Genomic DNA, 22972 nt, shown 5'->3' with positions numbered 1-22972 from the left:
CCGAACGAATCCGGGGCCGGGTGCCGTCCGCGACGTCGCGGTCGGATGGCTGGGTGGAGCAGGTAGATGCACTTCGCGCTCCGCGAAGGAGCACGACACTCGAGTGTACCGGATGGATATCTCCGGTGGTCTGACCACACGGCGAAATCGGAGTAGCATCGAACGGTCCCCGACCGCCAGCGACAACGGTGCCGCCTCCTCACAGATGGGCACCCGCGCATGTCAGTCGCCACCTCCTCCCTGCCGATTCCGGTCGCAGGGGCCAGACGCCGTGCACGCGTGGCGCCCTGGCTGCGCGTGAGCGCCGCGGTGTTCGCCGTGGCATGGGGCGGCAATGAGTTCACTCCCCTGCTGGTCACCTACCGGCTGGAGCAGCACCTCAGCGCTCTGACCGTGAACCTCCTCCTCGGCGCGTATGTCCTCGGCATCGTGCCGGCCCTGCTCATCGGCGGCCCCCTCTCGGATCGGTTCGGCCGCCGGGCCCTCGCCTTGCCCGCGCCCGTCCTCGCACTCACCGGCTCCGCCGTTCTCGCCGCCGGCGGCGGATCGGCCGCGCAACTCTTCACCGGCCGGGTCTTCTCGGGCCTCGCGCTCGGTCTCGTGATGGCCGTGGGCACGGCCTGGATCAAAGAGCTCTCGGCAGCTCCGTTCGACGCCGACGCCGACGCCGGCGCCGGTGCGCGCCGCGCGGCGCTCGTGCTGACGGTCGGGTTCGCCCTGGGAGCCGCGGTGGCAGCCGCCATCGCGCAATCGGGGACGGCTCCGGAAGTGCTGCCGTATCTCGTCAACGTCCTGCTGTGCGCGCTCGCTCTCGCGCTCATGTGGTCGGCCCCCGAGACGCGCACGCGCAGCGCGCACCCCGGTCGACTGCGCGACGACCTCCGCATCCCGGCGGCGACTCACCGCCGGTTCGTGTTCGTCGTCGCCCCACTCGCCCCGTGGGTGTTCGGCACGGCGGCGAGCGCCTATGCGATCCTGCCCGTGCTCTTCTCCGCCCAGGTGCCCGGCTTCGAAGTCGGGTTCGCGGGTCTGCTGTGTCTCATCGCGCTCGGATGCGGTGTGGCAGCCCAGAGCCTCGTGCGGCGCATCGATCGGGCCGGCAGCGCGCGGACGATCATCGCGTCCTTCGCGGCAACGGCGATCGGGCTGGCCCTCGCGGCAGCGGCGGCGCTGAGCATGTCACTGGCCGTCGCGATCATCGCCGCGGCAGCTCTGGGCACGGCCTACGGCTTTCTGCTGGTCACCGGCTTGCAGGAAGTGCAACGGATCGCCGGCCCCGACGATCTGGCCGGTCTGACCGCCGTCTACTACTCCCTCAGCTACCTCGGCTTCTTCGTTCCGGCCGTACTCGCCTCGCTGAGCCCTGTGATCGGGTACCCCCTGCTGTTCGGCGCAGGCGCCCTCTTCGCCCTCGTCAACCTGGTGGCGACGTCGGCGGCGCACCGCCGCTGCTGAGGTCGGCGGCGCTCAGGCGGAGAAGAACGCTTCTGCCGCGCGGCTGAGGGCGAACAGGTCGGCCGTGCCGGCGAGCTCGCGGGCGGAGTGCATCGAGAGGATGGGAATGCCGACGTCGACGGTGCGGATGCCGAGTCGCGTCGCCGTGATCGGCCCGATCGTCGACCCGCAGGGCACGGCGTTGTTCGAGACGAACTCCTGCGAGACGACGCCCGCGGCGTCGCACCAGCCGTGCCACGCGGCCGCACCGGCGGCATCCGTCGCGTAGCGCTGATTCGCGTTGATCTTCAGGATCGGACCGCTGCCGAGAACGGGCTGGACGATGGGGTCGTGCTTTTCGGGGTAGTTCGGGTGCACGGAGTGGCCGACATCGCTGGAGACACACCAGGATGCCGCGAGTGCCCGCAGCTGCTCGTCGCGATCGGCCCCGAGTCCGCGCTGCACCCGCTCGATCACGTCCGACAGGAACGGGCCGGCGGCGCCGGAGCGCGTCGCCGAGCCGACTTCCTCGTGGTCGAAGACCGCGAGCATCGGGATGTGCGCGGTGTCGGACGGCGCGGCGACGAGGGCGGTGACACCGGCGTGCACCGACGCGAGGTCATCGAGACGGCCGCTGGCGAAGAAGACGTCCTCCTTGCCGAAGACAGCGCCGCGCGCGGCGTCGGCGGTCACGATGTCGTAGCCACGAATGCGTGCGGCGTCGATGCCGGCGGCGGCCGCGAGCTCACCGAGCAGGTCGGCCGACGCGGCGTCGCCGAGCCCCCAGACGGGCTGGGTCTGGGTCTGCTTGTTCAGAGCGAGGTGGTCGTTGGCCTCACGGTCGAGGTGGATCGCGAGCTGCGGCAGACGCAGCAACGGCCCGGTTGCGGTCAACACGGCGGAGCCGTCATCGAGTACCAGACGGCCGGCGAGGCGCAGCTCGCGATCGAGCCAGGAGTTCAGCAGCGGGCCGCCGTAGATCTCGACTCCCGCCTGCAGCCAGCCGAAGCGCCCGGTGGTCGGCTTCGGCTTGAGCTTCAGCGCCGGGGAGTCGCTGTGGGCGCCGAAGACGTGGATGCCGGTGCGCGCATCGGCCGCACGCGGCACCACCCAGGCGATGACGGCGCCGTCGCGCACGACGACGTACCGCCCGCCCGCAGCGAGCGACCACGCCTCTGCCTCGACGAGGGAGGTGAATCCGGCATCCTCCAGCCGTCGCGCGACTTCCGCAGCCGCGTGGAAGCTCGAAGGAGACGCGGCGACGAAATCGGCGAGATCGTCGGCGTGGGCGCGGGCGGCAGCGGAAGCGGGCATCTCCTCAGCGTAGTTCGGGGTCCGGGCTCATGCCGCGCGGCGTCGTGCCGCCGCGCGCTGAACGATCAGCGCGATCAGCCGCCACCCCAGCAGGAAGACGGCGAGCACGATGCCCGCGACGATCACGAACGACACGGCGATGCCCTGGCCCGACACGACGCGCAGCAGCATGCCGCCCGCGAGCGTCATCGCCCACACCGGCAGCCCGGTGCGAGCGAGCGCGCGCGGCGCCCGCCACGCCTGCGCAATCAGCCACCCGAGCACGAGAGCCGCCAGAAACGGCCACGCCGTGATGGCGAGCCCCGTCCACACGTCGGAATCGTGGCTGGCGCGGCCCACGGCCGCGAAGGTGACGACCAGCGCCGCGTCGAGGGCGAAGAAGAGGAGGACGGAGGCGGATCGTGACATGCCTCCATCCTCCTCCTGTCGCGCGGTGGGTCAGTTGAGCGCGCGGGTGCCCGCGGGGATCACACCGTCGGCGTAGAGGCTGCGGGTGACGTCCTGGAACGCGGTCAGCGCGACCCGCTGCGTCAGCGGACCGTACGAGATGCGGGCGACGCCGAGCCGCTCGTATTCCCCCGCGGCGAGGGCACCGGGAAGGCCGATCACACTCACCGACCGCTCACCGATGCCCGCGACGAGCTGCGCGGTCGCTTCGGCATCGAGCACCCCCGGGACGAACACCGAGGTCGCGCCGGCATCGAGGAAGGCCCGTCCGCGTGCGATGGCGTCGTCGATCGAATCGGCCAGCGGGCGCTCGCCTCCGCGGACGACCGCGTCGGTGCGGGCGTTGAGCGCGAACGGGACGCCCTCGGCATCCGCGGCGGCGACGGCGGCCGCGACCCGAGCGACGGACTCGTCGAACGGGCGCAGGCGATCCTCCATGTTCGCACCGACGACGCCGACCGCGATCGCGCGGCGGATCGTGTCGGCGGGGTCGTCGTACCCGTCGTCGAGATCGGCACTGACCGGAATCTCACCGGCGACGGCGACGATGCGCCCGATCATGTCGAGCGTCGTCTCCAGCGGAATCGTCCCATCCTCGTAGCCGAAGGATGCGGCGATGGAGTGCCCCGCGGTCGCCAGGGCGCGCGTCTCGGGCAGCGCGAGGACGGCTTTCGCGGAGACCACGTCCCACACGTTGGCGACGCGGAGGATCTCGGGGGCGGCGTACAGGTCGCGCAGGCGCTGAGCGCGGGCGGCGAGGGAGGCATCTGTCATGTCTCCAGCCTGACCACCGGATGCCGCGGGCACCACCTCTTGACACGGTCTTCTCAGCAGCCTCGTGGGAATGCGGGGGCGCGGCCGGTGTTGGAACCCGCATGACCACTGTGGGAATCATCGGAGCAGGACACATCGGCAGCGCGCTCGCGGAGGGCCTCGTCGGACGTGGGTATGACGTCGTCATCAGCAACTCGCGAGGACCTGAGACGCTCGAAGGGCTGGTGGCCCGCTTGGGCGCGAACGCGCGCGCGGCGACGCCCGCCGAAGCAGCGGAAGCCGCGGACTGGGCGATCGTCACCGTTCCCTTGAAGGCGATCGCCGACATTCCGGCCGCGCCGTTGGCCGGCAAGGTCGTGCTCGACACGAACAACTACTACTGGGAGCGCGACGGGCGCATCGACGCACTCGAGGCCAAGGAGACGACCACGACGCAGATGGTTCAGGACCACCTCGCCGACGCGCGCGTCGTGAAGGCGTTCAACCACATCCCCGCCGCCGCCATCCTCACCGACGGCGCCCCGGCCGGCACCCCCGGTCGTCGCGCGCTCGCGATCGCGAGCGACCACGCGGATGCCGCGGCCCTCGCGACCGCCGTCTACGACGAGTTCGGCTTCGACACCGTCGACATCGGCTCGGTCGCCGAGAGTTGGCGGGTCGAGCGCGACCAGCCCGCCTACGTCGTCCGTCAGGACGCCGACGAGCTCCGCGCGAACCTGGCCCGAGCGACCCGCTGAGACACGCCGTCAGCGCGCGACGATCTCGTCCGCGTTGTCGGCGATCCAGCCCATCAGCGGGAGCACTCGCTGCATGAGCTCGTCGCCGCGGGCGGTGAGCGCATACTCGACGCGCGGCGGCACCTCGGGGTAGGCGGTACGCACGACCAGGCCGTCGGCCTCGAGGGTGCGCAGCGTCGACGCGAGCATCTTCTCGCTGATGCCGTCGACCGCTCGCCGCAGTTGACCCCACCGGGCCGTGCCCTCGCTGAGCGCCAGCAGCACGAGAATGCCCCACTTGCTCATCACGTGGTCGAGCACGGTGCGCGTGGGGCAGTTCTCGGTGAAGACCTGGTCGTGCTGTGTCCGGATTTCCGCGAGACTTACCGCCATGTGGGTACCTTACCAAAAAGTGGGTACCCGATCGACGGAATGCATCGAAGGCCCCGCAGGGTTCTTCTCCTCGGACCCCAAGGAAAGGACCTCCCATGACCATCCTCGTCACCGGTGCCAGCGGGCACCTCGGCCGCCTCGTCATCGACGCACTGCTGTCTCGCGGCGCCACGGCATCCGACATCGTCGCCGGCGCGCGCACCCTCTCCGCGATCGATGACCTCGCCGCGCGCGGCGTGCGCACCGTGCACCTCGACTACAACGACCCCGCGACGATCGCGGCGGCGCTCGACGGCGTCGACACCGTGCTGCTGGTCTCGGGCTCGGAGGCGGGCCGCCGCTATGCCGGCCACAAGAACGTCATCGACGCAGCCGTCGCCGCCGGCGTTGCGAAGTTCGTCTACACGAGCGTGTCGAAGGCCACGAGCTTCGACTGGCCGCTGGGTGCCGAGCACAAGGCCACGGAGCACGCCCTGTCCGCGAGCGGGCTGCCCACCGTGATCCTGCGCAACGACTGGTACACCGAGAACTACGTCGGCGACGTGCAGCGCGCCGCCGAGTCCGGCGTCATCGCAGCCTCGGTCGCCGACGGCCGGGTCGCCCCCGCGGCCCGCGCCGACTATGCCGAAGCCGCCGCGGTGGTGCTCCTGGAAGACGGACACATCGGTGAGGTCTACGAGCTCGCGGGCGATGCGAGCCTCGGCTACGCCGACCTCGCCGCCGCCGCCGCCGAGGCCCTCGGGCGAGAGGTCGCCTACGTGCCGGTTTCGCGCGACGACTTCGTCGCCGCGCTGCAGGGATCGGGACTCGACGCCGGAACCGCCGAGTTCGTGGCGAGCATGGAGGACGGCATCCGCGGTGGCGTCCTCGCCGACACCGACGGCACGCTGTCGCGCCTCATCGGCCGCCCGACGACTCCCGTCGTCGACACGTTCCGCGCCGCGCTGGCGGGCTGAATCGACGGCTCGAGGCGGTCGGCGCGGCGCTCACTCCGGGCGCCCGATCGCCTCGAGCCACCGCAGCCACACCTCACTCAGGGTGGGGTAGGCCGGCACGGCGTGCCACAGCCGCGCGAGCGGAACCTCGCCGACGATCGCGATCGTCGCCGCCTGCAGAAGCTCTGCCGTATCCGCACCGACGAGGGTCGCTCCCACCAGCACGCCCCGATGGGTGTCGATGACCGCCCGCGCGTGCCCGTGATAGTCGGCGGAGCGCGTGCTCGCCCCCGCGATGTTCGCGAGGTCGTAGTCCACGACCCGGACGGCGAGCCCTTCCTTCTGCGCCTGCGCGGCCGTCCGGCCGACGGCGGCGACCTCGGGCGAGGTGAACACGACCTGCGGGACGGCGACGTGGTCCGCCGTCGCGACGTGGGTGCCCCACTCCTGGTCGTCGACGGCGCGGCCGCCGGCGCGGGCCGCGATGACGTCACCGGCCGCCCGCGCCTGGTACTTGCCCTGATGGGTCAGCAGTGCCCGGTGGTTGACGTCGCCGACGGCGTACAGCCAGTCGCTGCCGCGAACCCGCATCGTGTCGTCGACATCCAGCCACGAGCCGGGCGTGAGCCCTGCCGTCTCCAGGCCCACGTCCCCCGTCCGAGGCACGCGCCCCGTCGCGACGAGGATCTCGGATGCCGTGATCTCGCCGTCGGCCAGCGTCACCGTGACCGCGCCGGTCGCGGCATCCCGCGATACCGCCTGGACCTCGGCGCCGGTGCGCACCTCGACGTCCGCCGCGCGCAGGGCTGTCGCCACCGCTTCGCCGGCGAACGGCTCCATCCCCCCCAGAAGGCCGGAACGGGCGAGCACGGTGACGTGGCAGCCGAAGGAGGCGTACGCGGTCGCCATCTCGCACGCCACGACTCCGCCGCCGAGAATGACGAGAGAGTCGGGCACCCGATGTGCGCCCGTCGCTTCGCGCGAGGTCCACGGTGCGCAATCGGCGAGCCCGGCGATGTCCGGCAGCAACGCCGCCGATCCGGTGCAGACGGCGACGGCGTGCCGGGCGCGCAGCACGACGGCATCCGTCCCCTCCTGGCGCACCGTGACCTCCCGCGGGGCGCTCAGACGCCCGTGGCCACGGACGAGGGCGATGCCGGCACCGTCGAGCCACTCGACCTGTCCGGAATCGTTCCAGTCGTGCACGATCTCGTCGCGCCGGCGAAGCACCGCCGCGACGTCGACGGGCCCGGACGGGGCGGCTGCCAGGGCGCCGGGGGCATCGGCGGCGTCGGCGCGGGCGGCGCCGGCGCGCAGCAGCACCTTCGACGGCATGCACGCCCAGTAGCTGCATTCGCCCCCGACGAGCTCGGACTCGACGATCGCCACCGTCAGCCCTCCCTGCACGGCACGGTCGGCGACGTTCTCGCCCACGGGCCCGGCACCGATCACGATGAGGTCGTACTCTGCGGATTCCATCCCTCACGCATACCCGACTGTGACGCCAGATTCCAGCCCCTGTCACGGTGTCGGAGGGATGTGGTTGGGTGGATCATCCGACCCCGGAGGACGTATGGCGATCGAGTTCCGCTCCGTCACGAAGCGCTTCGCTGACGGCACCGCCGCTGTGGACGACTTCAGCCTCGTCCTGCCCGCGCACAAGACCACCGTGTTCGTGGGCTCCTCGGGCTGCGGCAAGACGACACTGCTGCGGATGATCAACCGCCTCATCGAGCCGACCAGTGGCGAGATCACGATCGACGGAGAACCCATCCGCGACCGCAACCCCGTGCAGCTGCGCCGTGGCATCGGCTACGTGCTGCAGAACGCAGGACTGCTCCCCCACTTCAGCGTCGTCGACAACGTCGCCACGGTTCCGGTCCTGAACGGCACTCCGAAGAAGCAGGCTCGAGCGCGCGCCCTCGAGCTGCTGGACATCGTCGGTCTCGATCGGTCTCTGGCCGATCGCTACCCCCGTCAGCTCTCCGGCGGACAGCAGCAACGCGTCGGCGTCGCGCGCGGCCTCGCCGCCGACCCCAACATCCTGCTGATGGACGAGCCGTTCGGCGCCGTCGACCCGATCGTCCGCAAGGAACTGCAGGCCGAGACCATCCGCCTGCAGCGCGACCTCGACAAGACGGTCGTCTTCGTCACCCACGACATCGACGAGGCCTTCCTGCTGGGCGACCAGGTCGTCATCCTCGAAAAGGGCGCCCACATCGCCCAGGTCGGCACCCCCGACGAGATCATCGCCGCGCCTGCCAGCGAGTTCGTCGCCGAATTCGTCGGCGTCGAGCGGGGCTCACGCGCCCTCACCGCGAAGAAGACCGCGCACGGCACCGTGCTCGTGGATGCCGCGGGTCGCGCGCAGGGCGTGCTGGTCGACGGAGCGCCATGAACTGGGTCGTCAACAACCTCGATCTGATCGGCGGGCTGACCCTCGCGCATCTGCGCCAGAGCGCGATCGCGATCGTCGCGGCCTTCGTCATCGCGCTTCCCCTCGGCTGGGTCGCCTGGCGCTACACGGCTCTGCGGGGGTCGGTTCTCACCACGATCGGCCTGCTGTACACGATCCCCTCCCTGGGGCTCTTCGCGCTGCTCTGGGCGGTCTTCGGCATCCCCTACCTGTCGGAGAACAACCTCATCATCGCGCTGACGGTCTACGGCGTCGCGATCATGACACGGTCGGTCGCCGACGGCCTCGACGCGGTCGACGCCGCGACCCGCGACGCCGCCATCGCGGTCGGCTACGGGCCCTGGCGACGTTTCTGGACCGTCGACCTCCCGCTGGCCGGTCCGGTGCTGCTCGCGGGGCTTCGCGTGACGGCCACGTCCACGATCGCGCTGGCGACGGTCGGCATCCTCATCGGCGTGGAGAACCTCGGCTACCTGTTCACCAACGGCCTGCAACGGCGGATCATCCCCGAAGTGCTCGCGGGCGTGGTGATCGTGGTGCTGATCGCGCTCCTCTTCGATCTGCTGCTCGTTCTCGCGGGACGCCTGCTCATGCCGTGGGTGCCTCGCCGCGACGGCAGTCGCGCCGAGCGACGTGCCCTGCGCCGCTTTGCGGCCGAGGGGGCGGCATGAACCTCTTCGCCGACGCCTTCGCGTGGATCTTCTCCCCCGACCGCCTCACCGGCTCGCTCCCGCTGCCCGAGGCGATCGCTCAGCACCTGGCGTTCACCTTCGGCTCGGTTCTCGTCGCAGCGCTCATCGCCATCCCCGCCGGTTGGGCGATCGGCCACACCGGCCGCGGACGGGAATTCGCGGTCGCCCTCTCCGGGGCGGCGCGGGCCATCCCCACGCTCGGTCTGGTCGTGCTGCTGTATCTGCTGGTCGGCGTCGTCTACAAGAGCCAGGCCGCCGTCGTGGCCTTCGTCATCCTCGCGATTCCCTCCATCCTCGCCGGCGCCTACGCCGGCTTCGAGGCGATCGACCGGTCCACGATCTCCGCGGCGCGCGCGGTCGGCATGACCGGCCGCCAGATCCTCTGGAAGGTCGAGGTGCCGCTCGGCCTGCCACTGCTGATCGGCGGCGTCCGTTCCGCGACCCTGCAGGTCGTCGCCACCGTGACGATCGCCACCTATGTCGGTCTCGGCGGCCTGGGCTTCTACATCATCCAGGGCATCCAGCTGCGCGACACCGCCCAGATCCTCGGCGCCTCCCTCCTCGTCGTCGCCCTGGCACTCGTCATCGACGGAATCTTCGCGCTGCTGCAGCGCATCGTCGTGCCGCGCGGCGTCGCCGGTCGCGCCGCGCGTGCACGGCCGGCGAACCGGCCCGCCACGGCATCCTGACTCCCTCCTCACAGCACCCAACGAAAGGCACCCCTCATGTCCGCACTGCGCACCTCCCGCGTAGGAGCGCGCCTGGCCCTGGCGGCCACGGCGCTCACCGTCACCGCCCTCGCCCTCACCGGCTGCGGCTCCAGCGGCTCCCTCGAGCAGCCGGCCGCCACCGGCGGCGCGACCGGCTCGTCCGAGACGATCACCATCGGCTCGCAGGCCTACTACTCGAACGAGATCATCGCCGAGATCTACGCTCAGGCGCTCGAAGGCGCCGGCTTCACGGTGGACCGCAAGTTCAACATCGGACAGCGCGACGCGATCGTGCCGTCACTGCAGAACGGCACGATCTCGCTGACCCCGGAGTACACCGGAAACCTTCTGCAGTACTTCGACAAGAGCACCACCGCCACGACCACCGAGGACGTGTACGCGGCCCTCAAGAAGGCACTGCCCGAAGGACTGAGCGTGCTCGACCAGGCGTCGGCGACCGACCAGGACTCCTACAACGTGACGGCGGCCTTCGCAGCGCAGCACAACCTCAAGAGCATCGCTGACCTGGCGAACGTGCCGAACCTCGTCCTCGGCGGCGCGCCCGAGCTCGAACAGCGCCCCTACGGTCCGACCGGACTGAAGGACAAGTACGGCGTCACGGTGACTTTCAGCGCCACGGCCGACACGACCGTCGACGAGCTCGTCGCCGGCGGCATCCAGCTGGCCGACGTGTACAGCGCCGACCCGAGCATCAAGACGAAGAACCTCGTGACGCTGGAAGACCCGAAGGGTCTGTTCCTCGCGTCGCACGTCGTGCCGCTCGTGGGAAGCTCGTTCCCGGCCGACGCGGCGGACGTCATCAACGCGGTGGACGCGAAGCTCACCCCCGAGGGCCTCGTCGCGCTGAACGTCGAGTCCAAGGTCGACCAGAAGTCCACGAAGGACATCGCCGCCGCCTGGCTGAAGTCCAACGGCCTGGGCTGACCTCGCCCCCGCTTCGCTCGTCTGCGTTTCGACTCGTCTGCGTTTCGACTCGTCGCTGCGCTCCTCGCTCAACGACCGGGCTACAAACCCCCCGGTCGTTGAGCGAGCGCAGCGCGTCGAAACGCCGCGCCCTCGGTCGCGGCGTCAGAACGACTGCAGGCTCGCGCGCAGGCCGCCGTCCGACAGCTCGTCGCGCAGGATGCCGCGGCGACGCAGCACCGGTACGAGCTCGTCGAGCGTGCGGTGGATCGTCACGGGGTGCAGGTCGCCCCACAGCAGCACCCCGTCGTTGCCCCACTCGCCGAGTTCCTCGACGAGATCGGCGAACTCCTCCGCCGTGCCCACGAAGCCGGTGCGGTCCGAGATGCGACCCGCCCGTGACAGCGCGGTGAGGTGGGTCCGCAGTGGCGCGGTCGCGGCATCCCGGTCGCCGATGAGCCGACGGATGGATCCTTGCGAGACGTGTTCAGCGAAAATGCCTTCCGGCAGCGGAGCATCCAGATCGAGGACGGTGAGGTCGGTCTCGAGGTCGCTCGACTGCCGTTGGGCGATCACACGCAGAGCGGCGTCGTCGGGGTGCGCGGAGGCGGCGACGACCCGGTCCGCCTCCTCCGCCGACGAGACGATCACCGGCTGCAGCGCGAACAGGATCTTGACGTCGGACGGCGCCCGCCCGCGCTCCGCGGCGGCGGCGTGGATCTTCGCGCGGTAGGCGCGCACGCTCTGCTCCGTCAGCGGCGCGAGCGCCAGTTGGATGTCGGAGTTCGCGCCCGCGAAGCCGAGCCCACGCCCCGACCCTCCGGGTGAGGCGATGACGGGTTCGCCGCGCCGGAACGGCACGGCATTGAGCGGGCCGTCGAAAGCGAAGTACTCGCCGCGGTGTCGCACCGGATCCAGTTTCGTGCCGTCGGCGTAGACGCCGGTGGCCGCATCGCGCACCAGCGACCCCTCACCCCACGAGTTCCAGAGGGCGCGGATGCCGTCGAGCCACTCCTCGGCGCGATCGTAGGCCGCGTCATGACTCAGCTGTGGAGCGCCACCGAAGTGGCGGGCGCTTCCGGTGTCGGTCACGACGTTCAATCCGAGCCGGTCGCCGCTGAGATGCTGCAGCGTCGCGAACTGGCGGGCGGCCGTGTAGGGAAGGTACGCGGCCGGGTTGACCGTCGGGATCACACCCAGGCGGGTCGTCGCTTGGAAGAGGTACGGGGCCAGCAGCAGCGGGTCGAGCTTCGGACCGCCGAAGGCGTGCCGTACGCGCAGGTCGATGGTCTCGGGCGAGCCGAGCGAGGGCGCGTCCTCGATGAGCACGAACTCGAAGCCGGCACGTTCGAGCTCTCGTGCGGACTGCTGGTAGAGATCGGGACGCGTCCAGTCCCAGTTCCAGTCCAGGTACGGATGCCCCCAGCCATGCGGCCCGAACCCGCGCGCCAGGAACCAGCCGAAGTGCTGCAGCCGGCTCACGCGAGCACCGCGACGGGAACGTCGCTGGCGACCGACAACGCCTGGGCGAGGTCGTCGATCAAGTCGTGGACGTCTTCGATGCCGATCGAGACCCGCAGCGTTCCGGGGTGCACGCCGACCGCGGCGCGCTCGGCGTCGGTCAGCGCCGCGTGGGAGGTGGATGCCGGGTGCAGCACGAGCGAGCGCACATCGCCGAGGTGCGTCATGTGGGTGAAGACGTCGAGGGCCTCGACGAACCGGCGCGCCGTCTGGGCGTCACCGTGGAGTGTGAAGCTGAACACGGATCCGAACCCGTCGGCGAGATCGCGCTGGGCGAGTTGATGATCGCGATGCGAAGCGAGACCGACGTAGTCGACCGCGGCCACTTCGGGGCGCGCTTCCAGCCATTGCGCGAGTGCCCACGCGTTGGCGCTCTGGCGCTCGACCCGCAAGCTGAGAGTCTCGATGCCCTGTCCGATCAGAAACGCGTTCAGCGGCGAGGGCGTGGGGCCGAATCGCGGAGCAACCGACTCACGGGCATACGCGATGCGCGCGTCTGCGCCCGTCCGCTCGAAGATGCTCGGCGCGCCGCCCCGACCCGGCGCCACCAGATGCGGGTAGGTCTGCGCGATCGTCGCGGCGTCGATACGGCCACTGTCGACGATGGCGCCGCCGAGCACGCTGCCGTGGCCGGCGAGGAACTTGCTCGCAGAGTGGACCACGATGTCGGCGCCGAGCTCGAGCGGTCGGACGAGGTACGGAGTGGCGAAGGTGTTGTCGATGACCAGAACGATCCCGTGCCGATGCGCGAGCGCCGCAAGCGCCGGAATGTCGACGAGTCGGTTGCTCGCGTTGGAGATCGATTCTGCGAACAGCGCACGGGTCGTCGGGAGGATGGCGGCCTCCCAGGCGGAGAGGTCGTCGATCTCGCTGACGAAATCGGTCGTCACGCCCAAACGTGGCAGGTTTTCGCGCAACAGGCCGCGGGTTCCCTCGTAGATGTGGGTCGATGCCACAATGTGCTGCCCCGCTTCGAGCAGCGAAAGCAAAGCGACCGTCGTCGCCGCCTGGCCGCTGGCCAGCAGCAGTGCCTGCGAGCCGCCTTCCAGGGCGGCCAGGGTGTGCTCGACCGCGTCGATCGTCGGATTGCCGATGCGCGTGTAGGCGTAGCCCTCTCCCCGACCGAAATGCGCGGCGGCGTCGTCGTACTCGCCGAACTCGAAGCCGGCGGTGAGATAGATCGGTGTCGCACGGGCCGCCGCGATCGCGCCGTGGTCTCGCCGCGGCCGGTCGTGCAGCTGCCGTGTGCTGAATGCTCGCCTGCTCACGGGTCCTCCTGTCGACATCGACGGATCGGGCGTCGATGACCGACCCATCGTCGCGGTCGAGCGCGGTCGAGGACCAATCGCGTTTCGTCGTGTGACGGCCCACTCAGGCCGACGCCGCTCCCGCCCGCGACAGCGCGCGCAGTGCGAGGAACGTCACCCATCTGGAGGGCTCACCGACCTCGACATCCAGGGGGAACCACACCTCGCCGGGAAAGTGAAACCCCTGTAGCCAGCGACCGTCGCTCTGACAGCCGGCACGCACGATCTCGAGAGTGTCCGCGGCACGCGGATCGAGCGGGATGCCGTCGCGCACGGCCGCCGCCGTGACGTGGTCGGCGGCCTTCAGCGCACTGAACGGCGCTCGGTAGGGATACACGAGCAGATCCGTCCAGGGTCCGACCTGTTCGCCGGTCGACAGGCGGGTGCGCAGACGCCGGGCGAGCAGGTACTCCTCGCCTCGTCGCCGCGAGGCCGTCACAGAGCTGTCACCGGTCAGCTCCTCATACGCGAGCAGGCCGCGCACGGCATTGATCGTCGAGTGGAACGATGAGCGCACCGACCCGTCGACCCACTCGCAGTTCCAGCCGCCGTCCGGCAGCTGATGAGCGTCAAACCACGCGGCGAGCGGCGACATGTCGCGACCCAGCCACGCCCCGTTCGCCAGCGTCATCGCGTTGATGCAGACATCGACCTCACCGTCCCAATAGGGCAGATCGTCGTACTCCCAACGGGCGCTCACGGCCAGCCGGTCGGCCGTGTCGCCGAGCGCGGCGGCATCCATCCCCCACTCGCGCAGGGTCGTCAGTGTCCAGGTCGTCGCGGTGTACGGCTGACCGGGAATCTCATCCTGGGTGGCGACATCGAAGCCGTCCGGAAAGAAGGCGCCGCCCGCCCACTGCCCGTCGGGATCCTGATACGAAAGCAGACGCGCGCCGTCGCCCTCGAGAGGGATTCGGGCGCGCGTCGCGCGCCACACCTCGGCGGGTTCGTCCAGGAGGTCGCGCTCGACCTGCCATCGCAGCGTGGGGTCCGAATCGAGCAGCCAGTCCCGAACCGTCTCGTCGATCATGCGCACACCCCTCCCTCGCCAGACCCGCGCGCCTCACCGCGCCCGTTGAACGGGAACACTGAGCCAGTCGGCCAGATCACCGATCTCGGCCTCCACCATCTCGCGCTCCTCGGGTTCGAGCTCGATGAACTCGTGCACGGCGGTCACCACGAGGTTCTCCTTCTTCTTGTCCAGCTCGGCATCCAGGAGACCGACGAAGCGATCACCCACGAGGATGGGGTGTGCGAAGTATCCGTAGCGACGTTGGGCCTTGGGCTTGAACTGCTCGAGCACGAAGGAGAACTCGAAGAGCTCGGTCAACCGTGGACGGTCGAAGAGCATGCCGTCGTACGGATTGAGGATCGCCACCCGACCTCCGGCGTCGTCGTCGAGCGCGGCGAGTGCTGCCGGATCGACCCGCCATGACCATGACGATCCCTCGACCGTTGCCGGCTCCCCCACGGTGCCCACCGGCGTCCATCGCGAGTTCTGCCGCGCGATGCCGGCGGCCTGCAGCCGGCGCTCTTGCAGCACGCGCGCCGCCTCGTCGGGATCGATCACGGGCACGTCGGCGTACACCCGCTCACCCAGGTCCCACACGCGCTGGCGGCCCTCGCGGCCGACGACCGCCGCCTCGCCGACGGAGGACAGCAGGTCGAGCATCCGCGGCACCTGGTTCGAGCCGTACCAGCCGGCCTCGTCCTTGTGCGCGACCTGGCTCGTATCGTCGATCTGGCCCGCCAGCAACGGGCCGTCGGCGCGCAGGCGCGCGAGAACGTCTGCGCGAAAACGCGCATTCGCCTCCAACCAGCCCGCCGCCTGCGCTCGGAACACCCGCGCACGCATGCCTGCGAGCAGTGCAGGTCGCAGGGATGCCGCGTGGAACTGCCCGTCGAACTCGAACAGCGTCCGATCGTCCTCGACCGCCTTGGTGAGCTGGCCGGGTTCGTACCCCCAGCCGATCCGGGTGAACGGGATGGTCTGCTCAGCGGGCGCGATCGTGGCCGTGGGATCGATCTTGATCGACCCGAGCTGTTCGCCGACTTCGACGACATCTCCGGGGCGGTCGGCGTCGAGCAGCTGAGCGCGCACGGCGATGCGTCGCGCCTGCTCCCGACTCAGGTGATGCATGCCGCGAGCCTACTCGCCGTCACGGACACGCACCGCTGCCCGTGCCGCCCTCAGCCCGCCGTGGCCGGTGCGAGTGCACTGTCGACGGCGACGCGCTCATCGAACACGAAGCAGTCGCCGCGGTAGTGCGCCTGCCCCTGCGCAGCGAACCACCCCAGGATGCCGCCATCGAGCTGCCAGGCCTCGACGCCCTCCTCGCGAAGGACGAGCGCAGCCTTCTCGCACCGGATGCCGCCGGTGCAGTAGCTGACGACCGTCTTGTTGCGCAGCTCGCCACGATGTGCGGCGACGGCATCCGGAAACTGCGTGAAACGCTCCAGCCGCCAGTCCAGGGCCCCTTCGAAGGCACCGTCGTCGACCTCGAAGGCGTTGCGGGTGTCGAGCATGACGACCTCGCGGCCCGCGTCGTCGTGCCCCTGATCGAGCCAGCGGCGCAGCGTCTCCGGCGAGACCGCCGGAGCGCGCCCCTCTGCCGGGCGGATCGTCGGGCGGTCCATCCGGATGATCTCCCGCTTGAGCTTCACCAGCATCTTGCGAAACGGCTGCGCGGAAGACCAGCTCTCGGTAGCCCGCAGCGGGGCGAAGCGAGGGTCGGCGCGAAGCTCGTCGAGGTAGGCGCGCAACGGCTCCGCCGCACCCGCCAGGAAGAGATTGATCCCTTCCTCGGCGAGGATGATCGTCCCCTTCAGCCCCGCAGCGACCGCCCGCTCCCGCATCGGCCCGCGCAGTTGCGCGGCATCCGTGAGCGCGGTGAACAGGTAAGCGGACACGTTGAGCACGGCAGGAGCGGCAGACACCGTTCGAGCCTACGGCGCGCTCACATGTCGGTCGGAGTCCACTCCGAGACCTCGTCGAGCTCGGCCACCTCGTCGGCCGTCAGCTCGACGCGGCCGCCGTCGAGAAGGTCGGCGACCTGCGACAGCTTCGAGGCCGACGCGATCGGGGCGACCACGGTCGGCTTCGCGCGCAGCCAGCCGAGGGCGGTCGCGGCGATCGACACGTCGTGCGCGGCGCCGATCCGCTCGAGCACCTGGATGATCTGAAGCCCCTGGGGGGTGGCATACACGGCCGCTCCCTGCGCGCGGGGGGTGTCGTGCGCGGCGGCATCCGTGGAACGGTACTTGCCCGTCAGGAAGCCCTTCGCGAGCGAGAAGTACGGCACCAGAGACAGGCCGAACTCCTCGGCGACCGGCACGATGTCGTTCTCGGTCTCGCGGTGCACGAGGTTGTAGTGGGGCTGGATGGCGACGGGTTCGGCGACGCCCAGCTCGCGGGCGATGCGCACCCACTCGCGAATGCGGTCGGCGGAGTAGTTCGACACGGCGGTGTAGCGGACGAGACCGTCGGACACGAGCTGGCCGAAGGCCGCGACCGTCTCCTCCAGGGGCGTGTCGGCGTCGTCGAAGTGCGCGTAGTACAGGTCGATCGACTCGACGCCCAGCCGCTCCAGCGAAGCCTCGGCGGCGGCACGGACGGTGGATGCCGCGAGGCCCTTGAACTGCGGGTGCTGGCTGACCTTGGTGGCCACCGTGACGTCGGTGTGGCCGCGCTCGGCGAGCCATGCGCCGATGATCGTCTCGCTTTCGCCTCCGGTGTGTCCCGGCGCCCAGGCGCTGTAGGAGTCGGCGGTGTCGATGAAGGTGCCGCCGCCGGCGTGGAATGCGTCGAGGATCCGGAAGGACTCCTCGCGGTCGGCCGTCCAGCCGAACACGTTGCCGCCGAGGGCGAGGGGGAAGACGTCGATGTCGGTGTGCGCGATGCGGGTCATACCTCGATCCAACCACCGCCGTGGCGGAGGTGTTCCCCGGGTCTTACGCTGACGTCATGATCGGGGCTGCCGTGATGTGGTTCTTCCTGGTGATCCTCAGCGCGGCACCATTGTGGTTCTGCTGGTACGCGTGGGACACGGCGCACCGACGCCGGCGAGGCGAGGCCGTCTCTCGGCCGTCCGGCGGCTCCTTCGGGTTCGACGAGGTCTGGCGTCCGAGCGTGGCAGAGGCGCAGGCGGTGTGGGAAGCCGAGCAGATCACTCCCGCCCCCGCCCCGATTCCCGGTGACGGCCCGGGCGTGATCACGGACGGTCGCATCGTGATCGAGACCGGCCTTCGACCCCCGCGCGCCACCACCGCAGACCAGAGGCGTAGCCTGGAGGGGTGAGTATCGGGAACGGCCCCCGACGTGCGGGCCAGAGGGAGGTCATCGGCGAGCTCTTCGCCGATGAGAGGTGAGTCCGCCTCGGCGCCGTGAGCCGCGTGTCAGACGCGCCCGGCGCCGAACGTCGACCTCGCTTCACGGATGCCGCCAGGGCATCCGCTCTTACGACCTCACGAAAGGCATGCTCATGCACGCACTCACCGAAGCGCAGATCCGCGCATCGCTCATCAACGTCACCCAGTCCGAGCGCCGCAGCCTCACCCTCCCGAACGGCGTCTCCGACACACCCTGGGACGCGCTGCAGTTCTACGGCGCACGCGACCGCAAGCTCGCGCTGGTGGGCTACGTCGTCGTCGAACTCGACGGGGAACCGACCGGGCTGTTGCTGCGACAGGCCGACGCTCGACCGAAGAGTCGCGCGCAGTGCTCGTGGTGCAACGACATCCATCTGCCCAACGACGTGCTGCTGTTCACGGCCAAGCGCGTCGGCGATGCCGGACGGCGCGGCGACACAGTCGGCACGCTCGCCTGCGACCGCTTCCAATGCAATGAGAACGTGCGACGCCGCCCGGCGTCGGCATACATCGGGTTCGACGTCGAGGCCGCGCGCGCGACGCGCATCGCCGCGCTGCGCGAGAACGTCGAGGCCTTCGTGCGCAGCGTCCGCGACGGCCGTTGACCCATTCAGCGGAATGGATATCGGAAGCGTAGCGTTGTCATCATCATGCAACGTTTCGGAACTCTCTCGTTCGGCCACTACGGCCCGCTCGGCGGCGGTCGCGAGCTGACCGCCGGCGACATGCTGCACCAGGCGATCGATCTCGCGCAGGGCATGGACGATCTCGGTGTCAACGGTGTCGCGGTGCGGGTGCACCACTTCGCCCGCCAGCAAGCAGCTCCGATGCCGCTACTGGCGGCGATGGCCGCGAAGACGAAGCGGATCGAGGTCGGCACCGGCGTCATCGACATGCGCTACGAGAACCCGCTGTACCTCGCCGAGGAGGCGGCCGCAGTCGACCTCATCTCCGACGGTCGGCTGGCTCTCGGCGTCAGCCGTGGGTCACCCGAGACGGTCGTGCGCGGCTACGAGAAGTTCGGCTACACGGCATCCGACCCGCGCGGCGCCGACCTCGCCCGCGAGCACATGGACCTGTTCCTGCGCGCGATCGACGGCGAGGGCCTGGCCGAGCGCGACGCCAACTCGCCTTTCGGCGGCGGTCACGGACTGCAGCGCATCGAGCCGCACGCGCCGGGTCTGCGCTCGCGCGTCTGGTGGGGCGCGGGCTCGCGCGACACGGCCGAGTGGGCGGGACGCACGGGACTGAACCTGATGTCCTCGACCCTCGTCACCGAGGCCGACGGACGCCCGTTCGATATTCTGCAGGCCGAGCAGATCGACCGCTTCCGCGCCGCGTGGGCCGAGGCGGGCCACGCCGGCACGCCGCGGGTCTCGGTGAGCCGCTCGGTGTTCCCGATCACGACCGCCGAGGACGAGCTGTACTTCGGCCACAGCCAGGAGGGCGACGGCATCGGCTACATCGACGGCTTCCGCTCGACGTTCGGCAAGACGTATGCCGCCGCGCCCGACGTGCTCGTCGAGCAGCTGCTCCAGGATGCCGCGGTCATGTCCGCCGACACCCTGATGCTCACCATCCCCAGCCAGTTGGGCGTGGAGTTCAACCTCCGCATCATCGAGTCGTTCGCGACGCACGTCGCGCCCGCCCTCGGCTGGCAGTCCACCCTCGCGTCGGCCTGACCCGTCGCTCGCGGGGGTTTCGCACGCGCAGATTCGGAGATGCGCACCGGATGCGGACCGTGGATGCCGCGGCATCCGCATCCGGTGCGCAGATCCGAATCCGATGCGCGCGGGGCGAGCGCCGGGGCGACCTTGCGCGCAGGCTGACGATGACCGACGCTGGTCGTCATGAGCCGTGTGCGCCTGGACCTGAACATCTCCCTCGACGGATTCGCGACGACGACCGATCAGACCCCGGAGAACCCTTTCGGTGACGATTGGGGGCGCCTGACCCGCGACTACACCGCGACGCGAACGTTCCGGGAGCGCGTGCTGCACGACGACACGGGCGCAGGGACCACCGGCGTCGACGACGAGTATGCGCAGCGCTACTTCGCCGACCTCGGCGCCGAGATCATGGGCGCGGGCATGTTCGGCCTGCACGACCACGGCGACGACCCCGACTGGCGGGGATGGTGGGGGGACGAGCCGCCGTTCCGCGTGCCCGTGTTCGTGCTCACCCACACGCCGCGGCCGTCCATCGAGATGGCCAACGGCACGAGCTTCCGCTTCATCGATGCGTCAGCCGAGGATACCCTCGCCCAGGCGCGCGCCGTCGCCGCCGGGGGTGACATCCGTATCGGCGGGGGCGCCAGGACGGCGCGCTCCTTCCTCGATGCCGGCCTGGTCGACGAGCTGCACGTCGCTGTCGTGCCCATCATCCTGGGGCGCGGCATCCGCCTCTGGGACGACCTGCGCGGCCTGGAGAACGGGTACGAGGTGCGCGCCGAGGCAGCCGAAAGCGGCGTGACCCACCTCACGTTCCGCCGCTGAGGCATCGGGAAGACAGCCGCGGATGCGCCGGGCGATCGCCGTCATCGCACTGCTCGCGATCATGGCGAGCCTCACCGCGTGCGCCGGCTCTCGGTTCGACCCGCCTGCGCTCTCCACGGCCGGCGTCAGCGCCCCCGGAAGCTCGGAGCATCGCCTCACCGTCGGCGGCCACGACCGGTCGTATCGGCTGTACGTGCCCGCTCACCTCTCCGCGCCGGCGGCACTCGTCGTGATGCTGCACGGTGGCTACGGGTCGGCGCAGCAGGCCGAGGCGTCGTACGGGTGGGACCGGATCGCCGACGAGCACGGCGTCGTCATCCTCTACCCGGACGGCGATGGGCGGGCCTGGAACGCAGGTGGGGGATGCTGCGGGCGGCCCGCCCGCGACGGCACCGACGACGTGGCGTTCATCGCTGCGGCCGTCACCGACGTGCAGAAGCGGGTTTCGATCGATACCGGGGCCGTCTTCGGCGCCGGCATGTCCAACGGCGCAATGATGGCCTACCGACTCGCGTGCCAGACGACGCTGTTCGCCGCGATCGGCCCCGTGTCGGGAACGATGCCGGTCGGGCTGGAATGCGCGGCTCCCGCCCCGATCTCGGTGATCGCCGTTCACGGCGTGGACGACACCCGTGTGCTCTACGAGGGCGGTGCGTCCACCGTCGGCACCGCCCGGATCGACGCCACCGCACAGCAGGATGTGCACACGCTCTGGGCGCGCGCGGCGTCGTGCGACGAGGACGTCACCACCTCGGCACCGCCGCTGCGCACCGAGACGGCGGCCTGCCCCGATTCCCGCGCGGTGCAGCTGGTCAGCATCGCCGGGTACGGCCACGAATGGCCCTCGCCCGACGGCGGATCCACGCCGCAGGGCGAGCAGGTGTACCGCGGATGGGACGCCACCGCGCAGCTGTGGTCGTTCTTCGACGCGCACCGGCGAGCGGCATCCGGCTGAGCGGGCAGGACGATGAAGGCGACCGTCGCATCCCCCCAGACCGACGATCGCCTTCATCGTGTCGCTGTCCGGCTTCGGGCGCCGGATCGCGTACTCACGACGCTACGTCCCCGAGCCGCGCACGCCCAGCGAATACAGCCAATCTTGCGCTGACCTCCACATTCGAGTGAATGGAACGCTTCGGACGGGCGTGCCGACCACTCGGAACGCATGGATCTTGCGCAAATCTTGAGGAAGTCAGTCTTGACAAGAAGTCAACAGCTCGCTAAAGCTTGGTGCCGACCGAGAGGCCGAGGACGGGATAGAGCACGGTGAATCCCTCGACCAGGCCGAGCTTCAACGCGTCTCCCGTGTGCCCGACCCCCGGGATGTCGTACCGGGTGACGGTCATCCCCGCCTTTCGCGCGGCCTCCGCCACGGTGTCGGCGTGCGCCATGTAGGCAGGGTCGGCCGATCCCGCCGTGAACACCGCGGTCATCCCGGCATACGTCCCGGCCGGAGCAGCCGCCAGGATGTTGACGGGCTTGGAAGCCTCGAACGCCGCGCCGCTGCCGCCGTACACGGTCTTGGTGATGTTGGCGACCTGCTCTGATCCCGGAAAGGGCTCCCCCGAGATGTCGAGGATGTTCTTCCACATCGTCGGATAGTCGGCCCCGAACGAGATCGCACACCCTCCTCCGTTGGAATATCCGGCGATGGTCCAGAAGGCGGGGTCGTCGATGATGTGCAGGTGCGTCTTGGCCCATGCGACGACGTCCTGCGTCACATAGGTGCGCGCCCGACCGAGCGCCGCGGAATCAGCGCACGCAGTGTCGGCGTTGGCGGATCCGACCTGGTCGGCGACGATCACGATCGGCGCCAGGCCGTGATTGCGCGCAGCGAACTCGTCGAGCACGTCACTGATCGCGGTCGGGTCGGGGTTTCCGGGATGGCCCATCATCATGATGACCAACGGGAGGGCCGGGGCGTTGGCGACGAGCGCCGCCGGGGGAAGATAGAGACCCGCGGGGCGCGCCGCGAACCCGGATGCCGTCGCAGGGATGATCTGGGTGCCGCGCGACCCCTTGGCCGGCATCCCGGCAGGCGGCACGAAGGATTGAGCCAGCGGAACGGTCGGAACCCCGGAGGTCGGCCCGACATCGGGCAGATCGAGCCGGTCGTAGCCTGATACGCCGAACAGCGTCGCCAAGGTGGGGTTCAGGCCGAAGCCGGCGTTGATGCCGATCGTCGCGGCGAGCAGGAACGCCACCACGGCGAGGGCGGAAACGATCCGCCGCCACCACCGCGCGCCGACCATCGCGGCGAGGGCCCCTCCCGAGGCGGCCAGGGCGCCGGCGGCCCACTGCACGACGAAGACCGGCAGAGGCGCCGTCCCGAACAGCTGCATCCGGTCGACGATGTGCACGAGCGCCACGCCGAGCCCGGCCCCGACGATCGCGCCGCCCGCGGCCCACAGGATGCTGCGCCTGTTCCAGCGGCGCACGAGCACGACCAGGAGGAACGCTCCCGCGATCGTGTAGACGATGATCGGGACAGCGCCATCGATGATCGGCAACTGCCAGATCTGCATG

At 70.2% G+C, this 22972-nt stretch carries 24 protein-coding genes; 12 read left to right on the top strand and 12 right to left on the bottom strand.

Annotated features, from left to right (window positions below):
* Positions 1-219 precede the first annotated feature (219 nt).
* Complete coding sequence (locus CEP17_RS00650; protein WP_112930882.1) at positions 220-1455, top strand: MFS transporter; 1236 nt, start codon at positions 220-222, stop codon at positions 1453-1455.
* Between the two features lie 12 nt (positions 1456-1467).
* Here CEP17_RS00650 and CEP17_RS00645 read toward each other — a convergent pair whose 3' ends face one another.
* Genes CEP17_RS00645 through CEP17_RS00635 form a run of 3 tightly spaced genes read right to left on the bottom strand, consistent with a single transcriptional unit; the run spans position 1468 to position 3969 of the window.
* Complete coding sequence (locus tag CEP17_RS00645; RefSeq protein ID WP_112930881.1) at positions 1468-2748, bottom strand: M18 family aminopeptidase; 1281 nt, start codon at positions 2746-2748, stop codon at positions 1468-1470.
* A gap of 27 nt (positions 2749-2775) precedes the next feature.
* A complete protein-coding gene (locus CEP17_RS00640; protein WP_112930880.1) occupies positions 2776-3156 on the bottom strand; it encodes a DUF3054 domain-containing protein in 381 nt (126 codons plus the stop codon).
* A 30-nt stretch (positions 3157-3186) separates the two neighbouring features.
* Positions 3187-3969, bottom strand: coding sequence for an isocitrate lyase/phosphoenolpyruvate mutase family protein (locus tag CEP17_RS00635; protein WP_112930879.1), 783 nt, complete (start codon positions 3967-3969; stop codon positions 3187-3189).
* Between the two features lie 20 nt (positions 3970-3989).
* On the opposite strand from CEP17_RS00635, the gene CEP17_RS00630 reads away from it, so the two are divergent.
* Entirely contained in the window at positions 3990-4706 is a 717-nt protein-coding gene (locus CEP17_RS00630; RefSeq protein ID WP_275427303.1) for an NAD(P)-binding domain-containing protein, read from the top strand.
* A gap of 9 nt (positions 4707-4715) precedes the next feature.
* Here CEP17_RS00630 and CEP17_RS00625 read toward each other — a convergent pair whose 3' ends face one another.
* Positions 4716-5078, bottom strand: coding sequence for a helix-turn-helix domain-containing protein (locus CEP17_RS00625; protein WP_036286201.1), 363 nt, complete (start codon positions 5076-5078; stop codon positions 4716-4718).
* A gap of 95 nt (positions 5079-5173) precedes the next feature.
* Here CEP17_RS00625 and CEP17_RS00620 point away from each other — a divergent pair, with 95 nt between their 5' ends.
* Positions 5174-6034 carry an NmrA family NAD(P)-binding protein gene (locus tag CEP17_RS00620; RefSeq protein ID WP_112930877.1) on the top strand — a complete coding sequence of 287 codons (861 nt, stop codon included), beginning with the start codon at positions 5174-5176 and terminating at the stop codon, positions 6032-6034.
* Between the two features lie 30 nt (positions 6035-6064).
* On the opposite strand, the gene CEP17_RS00615 is transcribed toward CEP17_RS00620, so the two are convergent.
* On the bottom strand, positions 6065-7492 hold the full coding sequence (locus CEP17_RS00615) for an NAD(P)/FAD-dependent oxidoreductase (protein WP_112930876.1): 1428 nt from the start codon (positions 7490-7492) through the stop codon (positions 6065-6067).
* A 94-nt stretch (positions 7493-7586) separates the two neighbouring features.
* Here CEP17_RS00615 and CEP17_RS00610 point away from each other — a divergent pair, with 94 nt between their 5' ends.
* Genes CEP17_RS00610 through CEP17_RS00595 form a run of 4 tightly spaced genes read left to right on the top strand, consistent with a single transcriptional unit; the run spans position 7587 to position 10776 of the window.
* Positions 7587-8411: an ATP-binding cassette domain-containing protein gene (locus CEP17_RS00610; protein WP_112930875.1), complete on the top strand. Its 825-nt coding sequence runs from the start codon at positions 7587-7589 to the stop codon at positions 8409-8411.
* Positions 8408-9100: an ABC transporter permease gene (locus tag CEP17_RS00605; RefSeq protein WP_112930874.1), complete on the top strand. Its 693-nt coding sequence runs from the start codon at positions 8408-8410 to the stop codon at positions 9098-9100. The genes CEP17_RS00610 and CEP17_RS00605 overlap by 4 nt, the downstream gene beginning before the upstream one ends.
* Entirely contained in the window at positions 9097-9810 is a 714-nt protein-coding gene (locus CEP17_RS00600) for an ABC transporter permease (RefSeq protein WP_112930873.1), read from the top strand. The genes CEP17_RS00605 and CEP17_RS00600 overlap by 4 nt, the downstream gene beginning before the upstream one ends.
* A gap of 36 nt (positions 9811-9846) precedes the next feature.
* Entirely contained in the window at positions 9847-10776 is a 930-nt protein-coding gene (locus tag CEP17_RS00595; RefSeq protein WP_112930872.1) for an ABC transporter substrate-binding protein, read from the top strand.
* Between the two features lie 144 nt (positions 10777-10920).
* Here the strand turns inward: CEP17_RS00595 and CEP17_RS00590 are convergent, their stop codons facing one another.
* The 6 genes from CEP17_RS00590 to CEP17_RS00565 all read right to left on the bottom strand — a co-directional run bounded on the left by CEP17_RS00590 (position 10921) and on the right by CEP17_RS00565 (position 17491).
* The gene (locus CEP17_RS00590) at positions 10921-12237 is read right to left on the bottom strand and encodes an LLM class flavin-dependent oxidoreductase (protein WP_112930871.1); all 1317 of its coding nucleotides are present in this window, start codon (positions 12235-12237) and stop codon (positions 10921-10923) included.
* Complete coding sequence (locus CEP17_RS00585; RefSeq protein WP_112930870.1) at positions 12234-13544, bottom strand: aminotransferase class V-fold PLP-dependent enzyme; 1311 nt, start codon at positions 13542-13544, stop codon at positions 12234-12236. The genes CEP17_RS00590 and CEP17_RS00585 overlap by 4 nt, the downstream gene beginning before the upstream one ends.
* Before the next feature lie 103 nt (positions 13545-13647).
* Entirely contained in the window at positions 13648-14613 is a 966-nt protein-coding gene (locus tag CEP17_RS00580) for a squalene cyclase (protein ID WP_112930869.1), read from the bottom strand.
* A gap of 33 nt (positions 14614-14646) precedes the next feature.
* On the bottom strand, positions 14647-15723 hold the full coding sequence (locus tag CEP17_RS00575; protein WP_112930868.1) for a crosslink repair DNA glycosylase YcaQ family protein: 1077 nt from the start codon (positions 15721-15723) through the stop codon (positions 14647-14649).
* A 50-nt stretch (positions 15724-15773) separates the two neighbouring features.
* A complete protein-coding gene (locus CEP17_RS00570; protein WP_112930867.1) occupies positions 15774-16520 on the bottom strand; it encodes a sulfurtransferase in 747 nt (248 codons plus the stop codon).
* Between the two features lie 20 nt (positions 16521-16540).
* Entirely contained in the window at positions 16541-17491 is a 951-nt protein-coding gene (locus CEP17_RS00565; RefSeq protein WP_039411528.1) for an aldo/keto reductase, read from the bottom strand.
* A 56-nt stretch (positions 17492-17547) separates the two neighbouring features.
* On the opposite strand from CEP17_RS00565, the gene CEP17_RS00560 reads away from it, so the two are divergent.
* The 5 genes from CEP17_RS00560 to CEP17_RS00540 all read left to right on the top strand — a co-directional run bounded on the left by CEP17_RS00560 (position 17548) and on the right by CEP17_RS00540 (position 21401).
* Positions 17548-17880 carry a hypothetical protein gene (locus CEP17_RS00560; RefSeq protein WP_112930866.1) on the top strand — a complete coding sequence of 111 codons (333 nt, stop codon included), beginning with the start codon at positions 17548-17550 and terminating at the stop codon, positions 17878-17880.
* A 184-nt stretch (positions 17881-18064) separates the two neighbouring features.
* Positions 18065-18556, top strand: coding sequence for an FBP domain-containing protein (locus tag CEP17_RS00555; protein ID WP_112932823.1), 492 nt, complete (start codon positions 18065-18067; stop codon positions 18554-18556).
* 45 nt (positions 18557-18601) lie between these two features.
* Positions 18602-19633, top strand: a complete 1032-nt coding sequence (locus CEP17_RS00550) for an LLM class flavin-dependent oxidoreductase (protein ID WP_112930865.1) — start codon at positions 18602-18604, stop codon at positions 19631-19633.
* 168 nt (positions 19634-19801) lie between these two features.
* Positions 19802-20446, top strand: a complete 645-nt coding sequence (locus CEP17_RS00545) for a dihydrofolate reductase family protein (protein ID WP_112930864.1) — start codon at positions 19802-19804, stop codon at positions 20444-20446.
* A 22-nt stretch (positions 20447-20468) separates the two neighbouring features.
* The gene (locus tag CEP17_RS00540; RefSeq protein WP_112930863.1) at positions 20469-21401 is read left to right on the top strand and encodes a PHB depolymerase family esterase; all 933 of its coding nucleotides are present in this window, start codon (positions 20469-20471) and stop codon (positions 21399-21401) included.
* A 265-nt stretch (positions 21402-21666) separates the two neighbouring features.
* Here CEP17_RS00540 and CEP17_RS00535 read toward each other — a convergent pair whose 3' ends face one another.
* On the bottom strand, positions 21667-22971 hold the full coding sequence (locus tag CEP17_RS00535; protein ID WP_112930862.1) for a PHB depolymerase family esterase: 1305 nt from the start codon (positions 22969-22971) through the stop codon (positions 21667-21669).
* Position 22972 lies beyond the last annotated feature (1 nt).

Origin of the sequence: Microbacterium sp. PM5, assembly GCF_003293595.1 — a bacterium.
In the GTDB taxonomy this organism is placed as follows: Bacteria; Actinomycetota; Actinomycetes; order Actinomycetales; family Microbacteriaceae; genus Microbacterium.
This window is presented reverse-complemented; position numbering and strand designations above follow the sequence as displayed.

What these genes read in the sequence shown, in the direction of transcription:
- CEP17_RS00645 (WP_112930881.1), bottom strand. Translation starts at nt 2,748, where the DNA reads ATGCCCGCTTCCGCTGCCGCCCGCGCCCACGCCGACGATCTCGCCGAT.
- CEP17_RS00600 (WP_112930873.1), top strand. Translation starts at nt 9,097, where the DNA reads ATGAACCTCTTCGCCGACGCCTTCGCGTGGATCTTCTCCCCCGACCGC.
- CEP17_RS00610 (WP_112930875.1), top strand. Translation starts at nt 7,587, where the DNA reads ATGGCGATCGAGTTCCGCTCCGTCACGAAGCGCTTCGCTGACGGCACC.
- CEP17_RS00540 (WP_112930863.1), top strand. Translation starts at nt 20,469, where the DNA reads ATGCGCCGGGCGATCGCCGTCATCGCACTGCTCGCGATCATGGCGAGC.
- CEP17_RS00650 (WP_112930882.1), top strand. Translation starts at nt 220, where the DNA reads ATGTCAGTCGCCACCTCCTCCCTGCCGATTCCGGTCGCAGGGGCCAGA.
- CEP17_RS00545 (WP_112930864.1), top strand. Translation starts at nt 19,802, where the DNA reads ATGAGCCGTGTGCGCCTGGACCTGAACATCTCCCTCGACGGATTCGCG.
- CEP17_RS00565 (WP_039411528.1), bottom strand. Translation starts at nt 17,491, where the DNA reads ATGACCCGCATCGCGCACACCGACATCGACGTCTTCCCCCTCGCCCTC.
- CEP17_RS00550 (WP_112930865.1), top strand. Translation starts at nt 18,602, where the DNA reads ATGCAACGTTTCGGAACTCTCTCGTTCGGCCACTACGGCCCGCTCGGC.
- CEP17_RS00625 (WP_036286201.1), bottom strand. Translation starts at nt 5,078, where the DNA reads ATGGCGGTAAGTCTCGCGGAAATCCGGACACAGCACGACCAGGTCTTC.
- CEP17_RS00640 (WP_112930880.1), bottom strand. Translation starts at nt 3,156, where the DNA reads ATGTCACGATCCGCCTCCGTCCTCCTCTTCTTCGCCCTCGACGCGGCG.
- CEP17_RS00595 (WP_112930872.1), top strand. Translation starts at nt 9,847, where the DNA reads ATGTCCGCACTGCGCACCTCCCGCGTAGGAGCGCGCCTGGCCCTGGCG.
- CEP17_RS00630 (WP_275427303.1), top strand. Translation starts at nt 3,990, where the DNA reads ATGCCGCGGGCACCACCTCTTGACACGGTCTTCTCAGCAGCCTCGTGG.
- CEP17_RS00535 (WP_112930862.1), bottom strand. Translation starts at nt 22,971, where the DNA reads ATGCAGATCTGGCAGTTGCCGATCATCGATGGCGCTGTCCCGATCATC.
- CEP17_RS00555 (WP_112932823.1), top strand. Translation starts at nt 18,065, where the DNA reads ATGCACGCACTCACCGAAGCGCAGATCCGCGCATCGCTCATCAACGTC.
- CEP17_RS00580 (WP_112930869.1), bottom strand. Translation starts at nt 14,613, where the DNA reads ATGATCGACGAGACGGTTCGGGACTGGCTGCTCGATTCGGACCCCACG.
- CEP17_RS00635 (WP_112930879.1), bottom strand. Translation starts at nt 3,969, where the DNA reads ATGACAGATGCCTCCCTCGCCGCCCGCGCTCAGCGCCTGCGCGACCTG.
- CEP17_RS00620 (WP_112930877.1), top strand. Translation starts at nt 5,174, where the DNA reads ATGACCATCCTCGTCACCGGTGCCAGCGGGCACCTCGGCCGCCTCGTC.
- CEP17_RS00575 (WP_112930868.1), bottom strand. Translation starts at nt 15,723, where the DNA reads ATGCATCACCTGAGTCGGGAGCAGGCGCGACGCATCGCCGTGCGCGCT.
- CEP17_RS00615 (WP_112930876.1), bottom strand. Translation starts at nt 7,492, where the DNA reads ATGGAATCCGCAGAGTACGACCTCATCGTGATCGGTGCCGGGCCCGTG.
- CEP17_RS00605 (WP_112930874.1), top strand. Translation starts at nt 8,408, where the DNA reads ATGAACTGGGTCGTCAACAACCTCGATCTGATCGGCGGGCTGACCCTC.
- CEP17_RS00560 (WP_112930866.1), top strand. Translation starts at nt 17,548, where the DNA reads ATGATCGGGGCTGCCGTGATGTGGTTCTTCCTGGTGATCCTCAGCGCG.